This window comes from Chryseotalea sp., assembly GCF_057350905.1.
This window is the reverse complement of record NZ_JBMRCF010000016.1, coordinates 43,831-61,724: the sequence shown is the minus strand read 5'-3', so window position 1 is coordinate 61,724 and position 17,894 is coordinate 43,831. Positions and strand designations below refer to the sequence as shown.

General features: G+C 39.2%; 16 protein-coding genes. 7 read left to right on the top strand and 9 right to left on the bottom strand.

Going from position 1 to position 17,894, the window contains the following annotated elements:
• Nucleotides 1–25: 25 nt before the first annotated feature.
• The 5 genes from ACO1XM_RS17770 to ACO1XM_RS17750 are packed head-to-tail and all read left to right on the top strand — an operon-like array spanning nt 26 to nt 6,189.
• On the top strand, nt 26–1,840 hold the full coding sequence (locus ACO1XM_RS17770) for a stage II sporulation protein M (RefSeq protein WP_486231477.1): 1,815 nt from the start codon (nt 26–28) through the stop codon (nt 1,838–1,840).
• Entirely contained in the window at nt 1,837–2,616 is a 780-nt protein-coding gene (locus ACO1XM_RS17765) for a DUF4129 domain-containing protein (protein WP_486231475.1), read from the top strand. Before ACO1XM_RS17770 ends, ACO1XM_RS17765 begins: the two co-directional genes overlap by 4 nt.
• Nucleotides 2,613–3,866 carry a DUF4350 domain-containing protein gene (locus ACO1XM_RS17760; protein ID WP_486231473.1) on the top strand — a complete coding sequence of 418 codons (1,254 nt, stop codon included), beginning with the start codon at nt 2,613–2,615 and terminating at the stop codon, nt 3,864–3,866. The genes ACO1XM_RS17765 and ACO1XM_RS17760 overlap by 4 nt, the downstream gene beginning before the upstream one ends.
• A gap of 2 nt (nt 3,867–3,868) precedes the next feature.
• Nucleotides 3,869–4,858, top strand: a complete 990-nt coding sequence (locus ACO1XM_RS17755; RefSeq protein ID WP_486231471.1) for an AAA family ATPase — start codon at nt 3,869–3,871, stop codon at nt 4,856–4,858.
• Entirely contained in the window at nt 4,858–6,189 is a 1,332-nt protein-coding gene (locus ACO1XM_RS17750) for a DUF58 domain-containing protein (protein ID WP_486231469.1), read from the top strand. The genes ACO1XM_RS17755 and ACO1XM_RS17750 overlap by 1 nt, the downstream gene beginning before the upstream one ends.
• Nucleotides 6,190–6,276: 87 nt before the next feature.
• Here the strand turns inward: ACO1XM_RS17750 and ACO1XM_RS17745 are convergent, their stop codons facing one another.
• The 4 genes from ACO1XM_RS17745 to ACO1XM_RS17730 form a co-directional block, all read right to left on the bottom strand.
• Entirely contained in the window at nt 6,277–6,726 is a 450-nt protein-coding gene (locus tag ACO1XM_RS17745; RefSeq protein ID WP_486231467.1) for an RDD family protein, read from the bottom strand.
• Nucleotides 6,727–6,769: 43 nt separating this feature from the next.
• Nucleotides 6,770–8,233, bottom strand: coding sequence for a potassium/proton antiporter (locus ACO1XM_RS17740; protein ID WP_486231465.1), 1,464 nt, complete (start codon nt 8,231–8,233; stop codon nt 6,770–6,772).
• A gap of 100 nt (nt 8,234–8,333) precedes the next feature.
• A complete protein-coding gene (gene secDF / locus ACO1XM_RS17735) occupies nt 8,334–11,333 on the bottom strand; it encodes a protein translocase subunit SecDF (protein ID WP_486231463.1) in 3,000 nt (999 codons plus the stop codon).
• Between the two features lie 139 nt (nt 11,334–11,472).
• Nucleotides 11,473–11,829 (bottom strand): hypothetical protein, encoded by a 357-nt coding sequence (locus tag ACO1XM_RS17730; RefSeq protein ID WP_486231461.1) that lies wholly within the window; start codon nt 11,827–11,829, stop codon nt 11,473–11,475.
• 184 nt (nt 11,830–12,013) lie between these two features.
• Between ACO1XM_RS17730 and ACO1XM_RS17725 the strand changes: the two genes are divergently transcribed.
• Together ACO1XM_RS17725 and ACO1XM_RS17720 are read left to right on the top strand one after the other, a co-directional pair.
• Complete coding sequence (locus ACO1XM_RS17725) at nt 12,014–12,937, top strand: hypothetical protein (RefSeq protein ID WP_486231459.1); 924 nt, start codon at nt 12,014–12,016, stop codon at nt 12,935–12,937.
• Nucleotides 12,938–12,944: 7 nt separating this feature from the next.
• Nucleotides 12,945–13,937: a thioredoxin domain-containing protein gene (locus ACO1XM_RS17720; RefSeq protein WP_486231457.1), complete on the top strand. Its 993-nt coding sequence runs from the start codon at nt 12,945–12,947 to the stop codon at nt 13,935–13,937.
• Between the two features lie 24 nt (nt 13,938–13,961).
• On the opposite strand, the gene udk is transcribed toward ACO1XM_RS17720, so the two are convergent.
• The 5 genes from udk to ACO1XM_RS17695 form a co-directional block, all read right to left on the bottom strand.
• Nucleotides 13,962–14,600, bottom strand: a complete 639-nt coding sequence (gene udk, locus ACO1XM_RS17715) for a uridine kinase (RefSeq protein ID WP_486231455.1) — start codon at nt 14,598–14,600, stop codon at nt 13,962–13,964.
• A gap of 136 nt (nt 14,601–14,736) precedes the next feature.
• A complete protein-coding gene (locus tag ACO1XM_RS17710) occupies nt 14,737–15,324 on the bottom strand; it encodes a non-canonical purine NTP diphosphatase (RefSeq protein WP_486231453.1) in 588 nt (195 codons plus the stop codon).
• Entirely contained in the window at nt 15,324–15,890 is a 567-nt protein-coding gene (locus ACO1XM_RS17705) for an FKBP-type peptidyl-prolyl cis-trans isomerase (protein WP_486231451.1), read from the bottom strand. Before ACO1XM_RS17705 ends, ACO1XM_RS17710 begins: the two co-directional genes overlap by 1 nt.
• Nucleotides 15,887–16,798 (bottom strand): FKBP-type peptidyl-prolyl cis-trans isomerase, encoded by a 912-nt coding sequence (locus tag ACO1XM_RS17700; RefSeq protein WP_486231449.1) that lies wholly within the window; start codon nt 16,796–16,798, stop codon nt 15,887–15,889. Before ACO1XM_RS17700 ends, ACO1XM_RS17705 begins: the two co-directional genes overlap by 4 nt.
• A 9-nt stretch (nt 16,799–16,807) precedes the next feature.
• On the bottom strand, nt 16,808–17,824 hold the full coding sequence (locus tag ACO1XM_RS17695; protein ID WP_486231447.1) for a DHH family phosphoesterase: 1,017 nt from the start codon (nt 17,822–17,824) through the stop codon (nt 16,808–16,810).
• Nucleotides 17,825–17,894 lie beyond the last annotated feature (70 nt).

Here is a 17,894-nt window from a genome sequence, read left to right as displayed (position 1 = left end):
CCGAAAAGAATACTTTCACCCATTCATGAAAGAGACTCGTTTCATTGCTCAAAATAAGGAAAAGTGGCAGGAATCTGAAAGACTCCTGAAAGAGAGCACCAAAGATCCTGAAAAAATTAGCACACTCTTTACGCAGGTAGTAGACGATCTATCTTATTCACGTACCTATTACCCAAATCGCTCGGTACGCGTTTATTTAAACAAAATTGCACGCGAATACTTTTCAATCCTTTCCAGACATCAAAAAGAGAAACGAAATATTTTCATCAATTTCTGGCTGGACGAACTCCCGCAAATCATGATTTTTGCCCGCAAGCCTATGCTTGTGTCCTTACTGGTTTTTCTGTTGGCGCTGGCAATCGGAGTATTTTCAGCCGCTCAGGATCCAGAGTTTACCCAAAGTATTTTGGGAAATAGCTATGTGGAAATGACAAAAGAAAATATTGCCAGTGGCGATCCGATGGCAGTGTATAAAAAAAGCAATCAGGTAGACATGTTTTTAGGTATTACTTTTAATAACCTGATGGTGGCATTTCGAACCTTTGTTTTTGGCATCTTCTTTTCCGTTGGTACGCTTGGCATTTTATTGTATAACGGCATTATGGTTGGCTGCTTTCAATACTTTTTTATTGAACGTGGTCTATTTGTAGAATCAGCGCTTACCATTTGGCTACACGGCACGCTTGAAATCTCTTCAATTATTCTTGCTGGTGGCGCAGGGCTGGTGCTAGGGAGTGGCTTGTTATTTCCTGGTACTTACACCCGCTTACAGGCCTTTCAACTGTCGGCTATGCGCTCGCTTAAAATTATGCTCGGCATTACTCCGATTTTTGTTATTGCCGGTCTCATTGAAAGTTTTTTAACCCGGTACACTGAGGTACCAGACCTGCTTCGTCTGTTCCTGATTCTGCTTTCTGCATTCTTCATCATCGGTTATTTTATTGTTTATCCCTGGTTAAAATCAAGAAGTGGGTTTACGCACCCCCTTGAAGAAGAAAAAATTGCTGTTAATAATCATGAACCGTTATTGTACGATCGCATTAAAAGCAATGCGGAAATTTTAAAAGATTCCTTTTTATTCTATAAACTTAAGGCCGGCCGCATTATTCCGTGGGTACTCACTAGTAGCGCTCTCATGGCACTGGCACAAGTTTTAATGAGCGATTTAACAGTTGATGCCCAGTTTTATGGGGAGTGGTGGCAGTACATATTGAACAATCTATATTATGCCATGCAAACAAACGATTATGAAGCTGTGCTGATGGCGAGTGTAGCTTCCAGCTTAATCTGCTACAGAACTTTTGCATTGTTCAAAGAAGAGAAAGAGCAAGCAAAAATAGCTTTCAAGTGGAATTGGTTTGCAGCAATTCTTATCATGTCGCTATTGCTTTACATAGCCTTGTTTTGGCTGGAAGGCTTCGGTACGCTTCTGCTGATTGTCAGCTTTTTGTTTATTCTGCTATTCGGTTATGTGTTATTCGTACCACGCGGTACTTTTTCCTTTTGGAATTTTTATAACCAAACCGCTAGTGCACACACAGGACAGGTTTTTGGTCTTCAGTTCATCTTACTCCTACTGTCATTTTCTTTTTTGTTGATATTATCTGCTCCTTTAATTTATATGTACAGCTCTATTTTACAGTGGAACTTTACTGAAGATGACGTATGGACACAAGGGGTGGTGCGCTTCTTTGAACTATTCATTAAAATTGTATCCTTTTATCTGATACTACCGATTTTTACAATTTCCGCTTCTTTTCTATTTCATTCATTGCGTGAAATTGGTACTGCTCAGGCACTAAAAAAAGATATTGAGAATACTGACTTTACACACGCATGATTTCCAGATACCTGGTTTTATTATTCCTTACTCTCGTGATACCAGGCTATGCCCAGGAATTTGATAGTACATGGGTTGTGGCTGAAGATTACCTGGACATTGATTCATCGTCATCTGAACAAGAACACCTTTTAATAAAACCCAATGAACTCCCAGGAGCTAGCGGATACCTCAAAGAAAACATAAGTAAAAGAAAACTTTCAGAAAGTGATTGGCAGAAGGTAGTTGGCGACCAGCGCTTTGATGAAAAGCAGATAAAAGAACCGGAGAAAGAAAAGAAAGATAGAATCCCGCTTAAGAGTTCACCCTGGAATTCAAATGTTTTGCGGATAATAAGTTTCATCATTCTTATCCTAATTGTACTGGCACTTGTTTTTGTTGTAGTGCGAAATATTAAACTTGACAGCAGGGTTAAGAAAAATATTTTGCTTGTGCAGCAAATTGAAGAGGTGGACGATATTGAAAACCTGGAAACAGAAAGCCTGATGGCACAAGCCATTCATGCTAAAAATTATCGACTGGCAATAAGACTTGTTTACCTCGAATTGCTGAAAACACTGCATGAAAGTAAGATCATTCAATGGAAGAAAGATAAAACGAACCTCGACTACCTTACCGAACTAAGTAAACAAAGTTTTGTGTCAGAGGTAAGAAAAATCACCTTGGGTTATGAGCGCATCTGGTATGGCGAACGTCATGCTACTGAAACTACCTACCATTCCATTCTTCAGGAATGCCAGACAGTCTATCATCAGTTAAATAAACAAGAGAAATGAAAGGCAATACCAAAACAATAATAATTGTTCTGCTTGTTGCCCTCGTGGTGGTATCACTGGTCTATTTTATAAATCAGCAAAGCAGTAAAAATTTCAATTGGTATGAGAGTTACGATACTAAAAGCAATCAACCATACGGAATGGAATTTATGCAAAAGTTACTCCCATCATATTTTCCGGGAGCCACTATTGAAATAAACAAAAAGAAGAAATTATCCCAACTTCTGGATAATCCTTCCTCCACACTTTATTTTTTTATAGGCAATAGTATCTTTCTGAATCAGTCGGATCAAAAAACCTTCTTACAGTTTATTCAAGCCGGAGGTACAGCATTCGTATCCACCAATAATTTCCCGAGCGATCTTTTAGGAAATGCATACAGCTCTCCCTGTGTGGAGGAGATTGAATATCTGTATAGTGATCTTGAAGAAGTCGGTTTCAATTTTTATCATCCTGATCTTAAGAAAGAAACTAATTACAAGTACCGTTTCCGTGAGAAAAATAAAGACAGGATTTATTTTTGGAGAAGCCTGGATGCTTCTGCTGTCTGCGAACTCGAAACCACCATTACGCCTTTAGGTTATTTAGTGGCAGATGATGAGTACATCAATTTCTTTCGCATTGCGATAGGCAATGGTTTTGTATACTTCCACAGTAATCCTATTGTATTTTCTAACTACTTCTTAACTCAGAAAAACAACCTGCCTTATACTGAAGGTATATTGAGTCACCTTGAGGCCAGACATATCGTATGGGATGAAAAATCCAAAGTCCCCCTATTTTCCAATGACAGCCCTTCAAGTAGTCCGCTATATTATATACTTCAACAACCAAGTCTTAAATATGCATGGTGGCTATTCCTATTCAGTGTTGTGCTTTATTTGATTTTTGCTGCCAAGCGCAAACAAAGAGAAATCCCAGTCTTGGAAAAAAAGAATAATACTTCCCTTGAGTATGTACGGATGATTTCTGCACTGCACTTTCAAAATGGAAATCATTTAGATATCGCCAGAAAAAAAATGAAATACTTTCTTCATTTTGTTCGCCACAGATATGGCATACAGCTTTCTCTGGACCATGGGAATAGCATACAATTGCTGGCACAAAAATCAAGTGTAAACAAACAACTCATCGAATCAATTGCAGAGCAGTTTCACCTCATTGATCGATATTCTTATACTAATATTGAAGAGGAAAAACTCAGCAAACTATATTTTACTATTGATCAATTTTATAAATCGTGTAAATAAACATGGAAGAGCAACACATTTTACCTGACAACCACCTGCAACAGGAGTTACAAGAATTGCAGCAGCACGTTAGTAGTATTAAAGAAGAGATCGGAAAAGTTATTGTTGGCCAGGATAAAACCATAGACCTGCTATTAGCCGGGCTTTTTACCGGAGGACATATTTTACTAGAGGGCGTGCCTGGCATTGCCAAAACACTCACCGCCAAGTTACTGGCGCGTTCACTGTCTGTCAATTTTACGCGGATACAGTTTACCCCAGATCTGATGCCCACTGATGTTACGGGCACTACGGTTTTTAACATGAAGACTTCTGAGTTTACTTTTAACAAAGGTCCGATTTTTACCAACCTGGTACTCATTGATGAGATTAACCGTGCGCCTGCGAAGACACAATCATCATTGTTTGAAGTAATGGAAGAGCGCCAGGTTACGATAGATGGCACAACGTATACATTGGATTTTCCTTTCCTGGTGATTGCCACACAAAATCCGATTGAACAAGAAGGTACCTACCGACTTCCTGAAGCTCAGTTAGATCGATTTTTATTCAGGGTAAAACTAAAATATCCTGATTTAGAACAGGAGATTCAAATCCTTAACCGATTCAAAGATGATTTTCAACAACGCAGTGTAGAGGATGTAAAGGCGGTACTCAGCATTCCTGATTTAAAACGCTGCCAGGGGCTCATTGAAAAAATTCACATTAAAGATGAGATCATTACTTACATCGCTAAACTTGTTCACGCAACCAGAAATCACGGAGATCTGACATTAGGAGCATCACCACGCGCTTCATTGGCTATCATGCGTTCAGCCAAAGCCATTGCTGCTATGAGTGGTCGCGATTTTGTTACCCCCGATGATGTTAAGTATGTAATAGGGCCCGTACTCAATCATCGCATCGTGCTTACACCAGAGCGGGAGATGGAGGGTGTGGAAGTTGAAACAGTAGTAAAGGAAATTGCCGAGCAATTGGAAATACCACGTTGATGCGTTTGCTCAAAGATATTTATTTAGGATCTCGATTATTTATAGCACTTGGCTTGGTGATACTGCTATTGATGCTGGCATTTGCCTTTCCTGTGCTCATGGCTGTGGCGCAAAGCATAGGAGTGCTTTTAACAGTTGTATTCGCCTACGATTTATTTTCGCTATTCAACCGAACTGTTAAAGCAGAGGTCGAACGAATTGTCCCGCATGTACTGTCGCTTGGCGATGACAATATTATCCGTTTACAAGTCAGGAATAAATCAGGCATGCATTTACACATTAATCTGATTGATGAACTCCCTGAACAATTTCAGCTTCGAGATTTCGTCATCAGCATAATGCTTGAGCCTGGCGCTGAAAAAAAACTTGAATACACCTTGCGCCCCTTAAGCAGAGGTTTATATGGATTTGGTTTCGTTCAACTTTATTGCCGTTCAGCCTTAGGACTGGTTCAAAGGCGCATACATACAGCTAAAGAAATTCAGGTGCCTGTTTACCCTTCTGTTATACAATTGAAAAAATATGAGTTAAAGACCTTTGCCCGTATTGCTTCTGAAAACGGTGTTAAAAAAGTAAGACGCATTGGCCATAGCTATGAGTTTGAGCATATTAAAACCTATAACCGAGGCGATGACTACCGAAGTATCAACTGGAAGGCTACTGGCAGGAGAGCTCAACTAATGGTTAATCAATATGAAGACGAAAGATCACAGCAGGTTTATTGCATCGTAGACAAAAGTCGTGTGATGCATATGCCCTTTCATGGTCTTAGTTTATTCGATTATGCTGTAAACTCAGCCCTGGTAATGGGCAATATTATATTAGGTAAACAAGATAAAGCAGGGCTCCTTAGTTTTGCCGATACTACAAAATCATTTGTAAAAGCCGATAGAGGCAGGAATCAACTCAGAAAAATCATGGATGCCCTTTATAAAGAGAAGGAAGATCTTGTTGAGGCGAATTATGAAAACCTGTACCTCACTTGTCGTAATATGATTAATGGCAGAAGTCTACTCATGCTTTACACTAATTTTGAAAGTCATTACGCCTTACAAAGAGTCCTGCCGCAATTACAAAAACTAAACCGTCAACATCTTTTGGTTGTAATCTTCTTTGAAAATACGGAGATCGCCAAAGACACTGCTAAAGAAGTAAATAGTCTTGAGGACATCTATACACAAGTTACTGCAGAGCAATACACCTTTACTAAGTTGCAGCTCGTACAGCAATTGCGGCAGTTAGGCATTATTGCTTTACTCACCCGACCTGAAGAACTTACAGTGAATGCTATTAATCAGTACCTGGAACTGAAAGCAAGAGGTATGATTTGAGTCAAAAGAAATGGCCTTGCAATACTGGTGTTACCAGAACAGAAATGCTATTAAATTTTTGAAAATCAAAGTTGATGCTTACCTACATCAGGGCTCAAATACGTAGGTGTCAGCAATTTTATCATGAAGTGCTTGCTTCTTACTGTCCCAGCCAGCCATCATAAAACCTATATATAAAATAATGGCAGAAGGAATTTTGGCGAAGTATCGACCAAAGGCATTCCAGAAAGTAAGTCGTTCCCCATTACTTTTTCCAACTTTAATACCTACAGCCATTTTACCCAAAGTAGCTTGTTTAGAAGAACTCTCCATTATTGGATAGTAGAGCAGATACATGAGTATAACCAGCACAAAAGCAAAACCTATAGAAGTGAAGTCAGGATTAGATAGACTTCCGATAGAAGAAAAAAGAACAGCATAATAAACTATAGAAAGAATAATTCCATCAATCAAGGCAGCTGCAAAGCGAATCCAGAAGCCTGCATACCTGAGTCTTCTTTCTGGAGACGATGGCGCATCAAGTATTTGTCCTGACATACATATTAAGGTTAAGAAATGAAGTTATACAAAAAAATATTTACTAACAACCAAATATTTCGCTTACCCGCGTTGAGGTTTCCTTGGAGTCAGCCATTACCAGCATGTGATCTCCTTCTTTTACAACGGTTTCACCACTGGGTGTTACATAGAGATTGCCCCTGTGAATCATTACAATATGGGAGGTCTTGGGTAATTTAAGTTGCACGATGGCTTTACCAATAGCTGGTGAATTAGCAGGGATATCGATTTCGATCAATTCAGAGGTGGAATGTTCTTTCAATTCAAAATCGACCGGGAACTTACGTTTTAACTTTTCAGGAACACTAACATGTAGCCATTTTGCCATTAGAGGTATCGTTGTGCCTTGTAACAAAATGGACGTTGCTGAAATAAAGAATACGATATGAAAAATCATAGCGGCATATTCTACACCAGCCAGTAGTGGATAGGTTGCAAAAACAATAGGTACTGCACCCCGTAAGCCTACCCACGACAGGAATATTTTTTTTCTGAAGTTAAATCCTTTGGAGAAAGCCAGTGACACAAAAACAGCCAACGGACGGGCAAAGAGAATAAGGAATAGGGAAATTAATATGGCAGGTCCCAGGACAGGTACAATTTGTGATGGATAAACCAATAGCCCCAGGGTTAGAAACATGACAATTTGCATCAACCACGATTGTCCATCATAAAATTTCATCAAACTTTTCTTATGAATGAAATTACTGTTTCCTAAAATCAAGGCTGAAATATAAAGTGCGAGGTAGCCGTTCCCTTTAATCTGTTCAGTGAAGGAAAAAGTGAAGAACAATAATGCCAGAACCAAAACCGGATAAAGACCCTCTACATCTAATTTTATTTTATTGACTACCCAGATCATAATACGGCCAAATACATATCCGCAAATGGCACCCACAGCCATGTTGTAAAAAAATTTTGGGATAAGTGAAATGATTGAAGCTTCAGGCTCTTGTACTAAATAAATAAAACTAATGGTTAAGAAATAAGCCATAGGATCATTACTCCCGCTTTCAAATTCCAGCAATGGTCTCAAGTTGCCTTTTAATCCAACACTTCGCGAACGCAAAATAGAAAACACTGCAGCGGCATCGGTGGAAGATACGATGGCACCGATCAACATGCCATCTACCCAGGGAATATCTAATATGTATGCAGAAAAAGTACCTAAGGTGAAGGCTGTAATTAATACACCCAATGTTGCCATAGAAATTCCTGTGCGTAACACAGGTTTTATACTTTCCATTTTGGTATCCAGACCCCCTGAAAACAAAATGAAGGCTAGTGCTACTGCACCCAGAAATTGTGTGGCTTTGGGATCGTTAAAATAAATACCTCCAGGTCCATCTGAACCTGCCAGCATACCAATAGCCAGAAAGATTACAAGCGATGGAATACCAAACTTGAACGAAGTCTTACTGGCAATGATGCTAAGGAAGAGCAAGATTGAACCGATCAGTAAAATATTTTCAGTAGATAGACTCATAGCTTTTAAAGATACGAGGACTTTATCAGGCTTTCAATACCGATAAAACAAAAATGCCTCCGAAATTCGGAGGCATTTTATGCTTAAAATTAAATTAGTATTAAGCCGTTACCGGCTTCGCCTTTTTAGGATCAGCTTGCTTATCAGCACTGTCGCTCTTATCAAGATCTATTACAGTTGGTCCGGCAACAAATACTGAAGAGTAAGTTCCTACCACAATACCAATAAGTAATGCGAAAGAGAATCCTCTTAGTACTTCACCACCAAAAATAAGAAGTGCAACTACTGTTAATAAGGTGGTACCTGCAGTGATAATTGTACGAGATAAAGTATCGTTCAGGGCATCGTTTACAATTTTTGCTTTGTCATGAGATGTACCTAAGCCAATATATTCGCGTATACGGTCGAAAATAATCACGGTATCATTAATTGAATAACCAATGATAGTAAGAATTGCCGCCACAAACACCTGATCTACTTCAAACGAAACACCCAATGCACGTGCGATAGCAAAAGCTGCAAACACAAAAAGTGTATCGTGTGCTGTTGCAATAATAGCACCTGCACTGTATTGCCATTTACGGAAACGAATTAAGATGTAAATAAAAATACCAATCAATGAAAATAAGCTGGCTTTCCATGCAGAGTTTTTAATATCATCGGCTACCGTTGCACCAACCTTTGTAGAGCTTGATATAGTAAAGTGTCCATCATCTAATGCACCTTGATTCTCGGTGAATTTCAATGAAGTGAAACTCTCAAGTCCGCTTACTAAAGCCGTCTTTACTCTTTCATCAGTTTCATCAGAGTCCTCATCGATTAACCAAGATGTCGTAACTTTTACAACATTGTTACCACCGTAGTTCTTTACTTCAGTTCCCGCGTTTTCAAAGCTTTCACTCAGCGCCACTTTCATATCGGTTGCTACAACAGGCTTACTGAAACTCACTACATAAGAACGGCCACCTTTAAAGTCAACACCAAGGTTTAATCCTTGAATAAAAATCAAGATGAACCCAATCAAGATGATAGCAGACGAAACCAGGTAAGCAGGCTTACTGTATTTTACAAAATTGAAATACTTACGTTTCTTAATTGCCTTAGAAATAAAGGTATCAAATGAAATGTTACTGTCGTCACCTTTCTTAGCCACTAACCAGTCAATTACAACATGTGAAATATAAACAGCTGTAAAGAATGAACAGATAATACCAATGATCAGGGTGATTGCAAAACCCTTAATCGGGCCTGAACCTAAAATGAACAGGAAGAAGGCTGTGATTAAAGTAGTTAAGTTTGAGTCAAGAATGGTTCCGAAAGCTTTCTCATAACCTTTCTTAATTGCAGCTCTTAACTTTAATCCGGCTGCCATTTCTTCTTTAATACGTTCGAAAATCAACACGTTCGCATCTACTGCCATACCAACTGTTAACAAGATACCGGCAATACCAGGAAGCGTTAAGGCTGTACCAAGGGTTGGCTGAGCCAGAATACCCAATATAAAGAACACGTTAAATAGCAAGGCAAGGTTAGCAATCCAACCACCTTTTGCATAGTACATAATCATGAAGATAACTACCAATGCAAAACCACTGATGATGGAAATAAAACCCTGGCTTTGCGCTACCTGACCCAATGTAGGTCCGACAATGGCTTCTTCAACAATGCGAGTAGGTGCAGGAAGAGAACCAGCCTTTAAAATGTTAGCTAAGTCCTTTGCTTCATCTGTGGTGAAGTTACCAGAGATCTGAGAGTTACCATTTGGAATTTCATCATTCACATTAGGCGCAGAGTAAACTACATTATCCAATACGATCGCTATTCTTCCTTTTGGTGATTTAGCGGCAGCATCGGCAGTCATCTTAGCCCATACACGTGTACCAGCCGCATTCATGGTCATGGTCACTGCTGGTCTTGCCATTGGGTCAAGGTCGTTTCTGGCATCGTTGATTACTTCACCACTTAATCTTGATTTACCATTTCTGCCTAAATCAAGAAAATGTAATTCCATGGCTTCAGTGCCTTGCTGATCCTTTTCAGGTTTTGCGGCCCAAAACAAACCAACGTTTCTTGGCAACATGTTTTTAATATCCTGACGCTTAAAGATGGCATTAATTTCAGCTGTATCTTTTATGTCGAAGCGGAATGAACCTGGAGGAACGCTTAAAGAATAAATTGGAGAGATATTCAGGTTCTGCAGTGAATCTAAACCTGACTTTGTGCTGTCTGCAGCCAATTGACTTTCTAAATCAGAACCTGCTTCAGCAGGTGTTGAAGTGCTGGCTGTTGCTTTTGCAGCCGCTCTTTCTTTCTGTTCTTTAACCAGCAAATCGTTGATCGCAATAAATGAACTGCTGAGTGTAGATGTCTCTACGACATCCCAGAATTCAAGACGGGCAACACCTTGTAATAATTTACGAATACGCTGTGGGTTATCGGCACCTGGAATCTCTACCTGAATACGACCTGTGCCTGGCAAGCGTTGGATGTTTGGTGAGGATGTACCAAATTGATCTAAACGATTTTTAAGAATTGTATAAGAGCGGTCGATGGCACTTTCAATTTCTTCATTTACAACCTTCATTACCTGTGCATCATCATCGCTAACGTTAATGCGTCCACGGGTTGAAGCGTTGGCAAAAACAGATGAAAGCTTTTTGCCAGGATTTGCATTTTGATATGCCTCAAAGAAAAGGTCACCGAAGCTCTCCTGGCTATTGCGTTGCGCAACGCGTGCAGCACTGATTGCCTTTACAAAAGCAGAGTCAGTTGTATTGCCTGCCATACCTCTGATGATATCTACAGGAGAAACTTCCAGCGTAACATGCATACCACCCTGCAAGTCAAGACCCATGTGAAGTTCATTGTCCTTCACATCTTTATATGTATACTCGTAGCCGAATACATTATACACCGGCTTATTCCATACAGAGTCAATGTACCCCTGCTTTTTATTCAAATTCACAATACCATTTGCATCTGTGGCGTAGGTAACAGCATCTTGTTGCACGCCACGCGATACGTAGGTAAATGACAGGTAGAACAAACACAGTGCTGTGATGACTACCGTCAGGGTAATTACGAAACCTTTGTTTTGCATAAACTTAATTCAACATTTAAAAGTGATTCAAAAATTTAAAATCGGAAATTCAAAATTGGGCTCAGGCTTAAAGTGATCAATTCAGCATTATTGGCTATCCCAATAATTTGAAATATTACAACCTGAAATTTATAATTGCTTAGGGCGCGTTAGGAGAAATGATTGCGCTGAAGAGTGTTTCAAAAAGTTTACCGGTGCGAATCACCAGTGCACTTACCAATTCCTGTCTTACCTCTTTTATTTGTTGGGTAATATCCTGGATAAAGGAAAATTCCTGTTCAACAACGATGGTACTTGATGACGTAGACGGAGATGAAAGTTGTGTGATGTAGTTTTCTGCGGTACCAGACTGGTTTTCAGCATTTGCACTTTGTTCTGTACCATCTGCTTTTACATTGGTCGAAAAATCCTCAAAACAAAAAAGCTGACTGAATACAACTACCAGAGCGGTAATTACACCCAGAATAAGAGTCGCTATTTTGTTATTTTGGTTCATTCGGGACGCAATGTAGGGGTTAATCCTAAAAAACTCAAATATTTTATCCTGTTAGGATATCTTTATTTGATTTCAACTTAAAGAATTAGAATTCAACACTAGATAGAGTTTAATCATTTTTTCTATTAAATCTTTGAAAAATAAGCTTTCGTTCATTTAATTTGGGATAATTAAACAACTCGTTATGCAAAAAAAACATCTTTGGGCACTAATTGCCGCATCCATTTCTTTAACTCATTGCACTGAAAGCTCTGAGCCTAGTATTTCTGAAGAACTTGCAAAAGTTGAAACTAGTTATTTCGAAGGAGCCGTGAAAATTGAAGGCACTTCAATCGGTCCAAAAATTGAAACTGTCGCTTCTGCAGATTATATCAATAATGTTGCTAAGAAAGTTGAAGCAGAAATTCAGTCTTTAATGGCTGAACGCAGTAACGGCAGATCTTTAGCTGTTGGTGATTATGATATTGGAATACCCGCCTCAGCAACATCTCCTTGCTTTGGTGAAAGAATACAAATCTATATGGACACTGAAGATAACACTCCAGAGACAGCTGTCTATCCACTCGGAATAGCTAACGCGCCATGGTTTATTGATGGTAATAAAAATATAAGAACATACTTCTGTAGGGTCGATGGTTTGCAATATCTGTGGACTAATAAAACAGTCTCACCATATGCGGATCCACTTAGATTTACAGGTCAGCATGCAGTTCTAAAACTAGGCCCTTTAAACCTGCCTAATATTACAAGGTTGACGAGATATTTCGACAACGAAGATAACAATAACAAAAACTCATATGTTGGAAATATTTCTCCAAATATTGTCAATTCTAATAGCACTCTTATCTTCTACATAATTCCTGCGTTAACATTAGATCAGGTTCCTGCACCAATGATTGGAGAGAATCTAGCAAGTGGACAATTGGCAATTGCTTCAACACAGTATGACCCGTTGTTTAAGACTACCTATGACTATTTCATTGATGATGAGGATTCAAGAAACGCTAATCATTACAGAATTAATAACCAAGGCACACAAAGCAATTCTGGTTACAATATGATATATGGTCAGTATAACACTTCAATGAAACTAGTAAGGGGTAATTAACCAACATATGCGTCCAGTTTTGCTGTTATTCTTATCAATGTTTCTTTGGTTAAATGCATGTTCTTATAAAAAAAAATCTGAACCAATTGCACTGGTCGGTGACCATGAAATCTATCTCAGCGAGGTTGATAGCATGATTAGCCAACAGCTTTATGAGAGGCTCTATGATATCTACTATAACAGAAAAATTGCTCTGGATGCAGTTATTGAGGATAAATTATTGATTCAAGAGGCTGTCCGTAGAGGGATTACTATTGACAGTCTCTTGTATTATGAAATTGAATCTAAATTATCAGATTCTTTAGTAAGAAGAATTATTGAAGAAAATGGACTCCAAAACAGATTTCCAGATGGAAGTGGTGGATGGATTGAAAGTAGCTCCGATGAAGGACTCTATCGAATCAATCAATTGGCTCATAGTAAGTTGAAATTTGACTTTGTTAATAAACTTAAAGAGGAGTACAAAGTAAAAATACTTTTGAAAGCTCCAATCACTCCAAAAATTAATTTTACAAATTTAGCGCGACATAATATAAATGACAGCGATTCGGATGTCCGTGTAACATTTGTAATAAATTTTGACTGTTCTGCTTGTAACTCAACTCTTCACTTAATTGATAAGCTAATTAATCATTACAAATCTAATGTTATCTTTGATTTTGCGATATTGGCTGACACTCTGAGTTATTCTACCATTTTTTGCGAATGTGCAGTGAAGGAAGGAAATAATTATTTTCTCTTTACTACCTTGTTAAAGGAGGTTGGTGATGATAAGTACAATAAACTGATTAAAGGTTTAAACCTAAATTCTTCTTATCTAGATACCTGTATTAAAAATAATAAAGTTGTTAGAAATAAAATTGATAAATCAATTAATGAACTAAAGCTTAAAGGAATCAATCAAACGCCTTTTGTAATAATTGATAACCGAAAATATTTAGGCTCCCTCGATTTCGAGAATATAACAAAATCCATTGATGCTGCCCTTGAGCTCTATTAAATGTTATCTAGTTCTAATAAGTTTCTAATGAATTAATTTACTGCTTAGATAATATAATCTAGCCTTTAAAGACAATACTAAAACCTCAATAGCGCGGTCAAAATGGCTGTTATTAGGAATAACCAGGTCTGAGCTGTGCTTCAGTGGCTCTATGTATTTTTCATAGACAGGCATAACATGGTACTGATAGCGGTACAATACATCGTCCAGGTCGTAGCCTCTTTGTTCATTATCCCTGCGGATTCTGCGGCTTAGTTTTACGTGGTCTTTGGCCTCCAGAAAAATTTTAAGGTCAAGTTCGTTTTCAATCTCGTTAAAGTATTGAACAAAAATACCTTCCACAATAATGATTGGGGCCGGTTTCAGAACAATGGTTTTTGGTGTGGCGTTGGGATTGTTAAAAGTATATTCGAGTTTTTCAACCTCCTGTCCGCTTTTCAACTTCATGAGGTCGGCATAAAAACGCTCATGATCTATGGCATTGGGCAGATCGAAATTTTTAACGCCCTTTTCATCGGTAACCTGCTCTTCGCGGGTACGGTAATAGTTGTCCTGCGAAATCAGGCAGATTTCCTCAGGTTTAAACTGATTTGACAGGTTTTCGATCAGGTAGGTTTTGCCTGAACCGCTGCCGCCCGTAATGCCAATGGTATAGGTTAACACAGATGATAGGTTTGAGGCTGCAAATTACGAATTCAATGTCGTTTAGTTAAGCCTTTTTTACCGCCTCACCTCTAATCCTCTCCAGCGGGAGAGGACAAATAAGGAAGCTTAACTAAACGATATTGAGTTAGAAGTTTCAACCGAGGCTTTCTTTTAAAAAAGCAGTCAGTTTTTTAACTGCCTGGCCGCGGTGACTAAGTTGATTTTTCTCTTCCAGGCTCATCTCGGCAAAAGTTCTGGTAAAACCCTCGGGTACAAATACGGCATCATAGCCAAACCCAGCATTTCCTCTTCGCGTTTCAATAATTTCGCCTTTCACTACCCCCTCAAAATATTGCGCCCCTGCAGCAGTTCGCCAGCAAATCACGGTTCTGAATTGCGCTTTTCTGCTGCTTTTATTTTTAAGATTTGTGAGTAGGAGGTTAATGTTTTGTTCATTGTCTCTCTGTGGGCCTGCATAGCGGGCAGAATAAACACCGGGCTCATTATTTAAAGCCTCAACCTCCAACCCGGTATCATCCGCAAAGCAGCTTATACCGTAATTTTTGAAAACGTAATCTGCTTTTTGCAAGGCATTTGCTTGTAAGGTATTACCTGTCTCGGGTAATTCTTCAACACAATTAATTTCTTTGAGACTTAAAACAAGAAAGTCAGGCACGAGTGCGTGCCTGACCTCCTCTAATTTGTGTTGATTATTGGTTGCAAAACAAATCGATGTCATCATTAATCAAAGTAGCAACGGTACTGTCCGTTTGCCGGGTTAAACTCTTGCTTGAATACCTGCTTGAGTCTTACATGAAAATATAAATTGGAGTTTGGAGGTATGGACTTACCACTACCTGCACTTCCGTACGCAAAAACTGATGGAATATAAATAGTTGCCGAATCACCTACATCCAACAATTGAAAAGCAATTTTCCAGCCATTGATGATATCTTTACCCGTAATGGGATCACGAGCTAAGGAAGTCTCAAAATTCGATCCTTGATCAAAGATTGTATCAACAGAAACAACAAATCCTTTGTAGGAGGTAACAAAACAGTCTCCAGGAGGTGTATTGTTGGTGTAGTATTGTGGAGAAACGGTGCTGGTGCTCTTCTCATGAATAACATAGCGTATACCGCTACTGCCTCGTTGCGCTACAATACCCTTGCTTTGCAGGTAGGCATCAATTGCCAAGGTGTCTAAATTCAACTGATCCCTTAGTTTTTCATCCGCTGACTTTTCGTCATCTCCGCAAGCCAGTGAAATAAAAAAGATTACAACAATAAAAAATAAACTTAATCTCATTTGATATCTAACATTTCAATGTCGAACACTAAAATCTGGTTCTCATTAATTTCGTTGCTCACCTTACGTGCACCATAGCCCAGGGGCGAAGGAATGTAGAAGGTAGCTTTAGAACCTTTGTTCATAACCTTCAACGCTTCGTGCCAGCCTTTTATTACACCGGTCTGGTCAATGGTTACGTCAAAAGGCGCATAAGGTTCGCGTTGTGGATTATAAATACCTTTTTCCTCAGCAACTGTTTTAATGCTGGAGTCGAAGTACAAACCATCAAGTGTATAGCCGGTGTAATTTACCGTTGTTGCCTGACCTGATTGGGCATTGGCTCCTTTACCTGGATTTGTTATTACATAGCGAATGCCGGATTCCATTTTTTCTGCCGTAATGCCCTTAGCGGCCAAGTACACATCAATTGCTTCAATATCTGATTGCAATTGTTTTGCACTGCGTTCTTCCGCCAGTTTCATTTGCTTAGCCTGGAAATCGGCCACTTCACTGATTTCTCTTACTTTAAAAATGTAAGTCATGGTGAGGGTTGTATCAATGCCCGGAGGCACAGGTCCACCCGCCATCTCATTAAAAAACTTTTGAATAGGCATGCTGCAAGTCACACTGTCGCCAGGCGATAACATGCGGAACATTTGCATAACACCAAACTCAGTGGCCATCGATGCACTGTCATTGATCATCACAGGAGCAGGCATGCCCGCCTTGTAGGTATCATTCCAAACAGAGTCTTTAGAATCTTTAAAAACAAAATCAACCATTAACAGCTGACCAGGTTTTGCCAGATTGCCATCTCCTTTTGCTAATACAGTATATTTAAAACCGTTGGGAGTTTCCTTTTCTGATGAACTGCAGGCAGCGCCAATAACTACCAGGGCTGCAAAAAATAAGTGTGTAATTTTCATTGTATGGATTTAATCGATTGCGTTTAATTGTTCTTTATAATTGGGAAGAAGTTTTAAAAATTTTTGAATGGTCTCTTCTAATGATAGTTTGGACTGCCCTCCGGCTGCATTCTTGTGGCCTCCACCTTCAAAGTGTGCACGTGCCATATCACTTACCGAAAAACTACCCAGGGAACGGAAGGATAATTTTACATCGTCTTTACGCTTGTAAATGAAAGCAGCCATTTTAATGCCTTGTATTGACAAGCCATAATTAACCAGACCTTCAGTATCGCCCGTCTGTGAGCTAAAACGTTTTAACTCCTGATCGGTAAGGGTGATGTAAGCCGTTTTATATTCAGGCAATACCACCAGTTTTTCGCTTAACACAAAACCTGTAAGTCTTAAACGTTCCAGGGTATTTGTTTCGTATACTAATTTAGAAATGCGGGAAGGGTTTGCACCCAGCGATACAAGGTCGGATGCAATCAAAAATTCTTCGTGGTGTGTGTTATTGTGTCTGAAGCCTCCTGTATCAGTCATCAGACCTGCGTACAAACACGAGGCAATATTTGTATCGATAATATTACGTTCTCCGAATTCAATTATTAACTGATACACCAGCTGCGCAGTAGAGGCTGCATCAACATTCCATTGTACAAAGTCTGCAAAATTTTCCGGCTCCAGGTGGTGATCGATCATTACCTTTTTCGCCTTGGAATGTCTGACCATATCAGCCATATCGTAAATTCTTGAGAGGGCCGAAAAATCCAGGCAGAAAATAATTTCCGCCTCGTTGATTTTGTCAGCCACCATTTTTGCCTTGGCAGGTTCGTAAGCAATCACTTCTTCATTGCCGGGCATCCAGCTTAAAAAGTTTGGGTAATCGCTTGGTGTGATTACCTGCACCTGATGTCCCTTCTTCTTTAAATAGCCGGCCAGGCCAAGTGAAGAGCCCAAAGCATCCGCATCAGGTTTATGGTGCGTGGTGACCACTACCCTTCTGGGTTGGTTAAGAAAAGCTTTTAAGGCTTGGGCCTGTTCCATAGGTAAAAAAGAAGGCAAAAATAATCAGGATTTAATCAGGATTTATGGTTTTTAACGATTAGACCTCTAT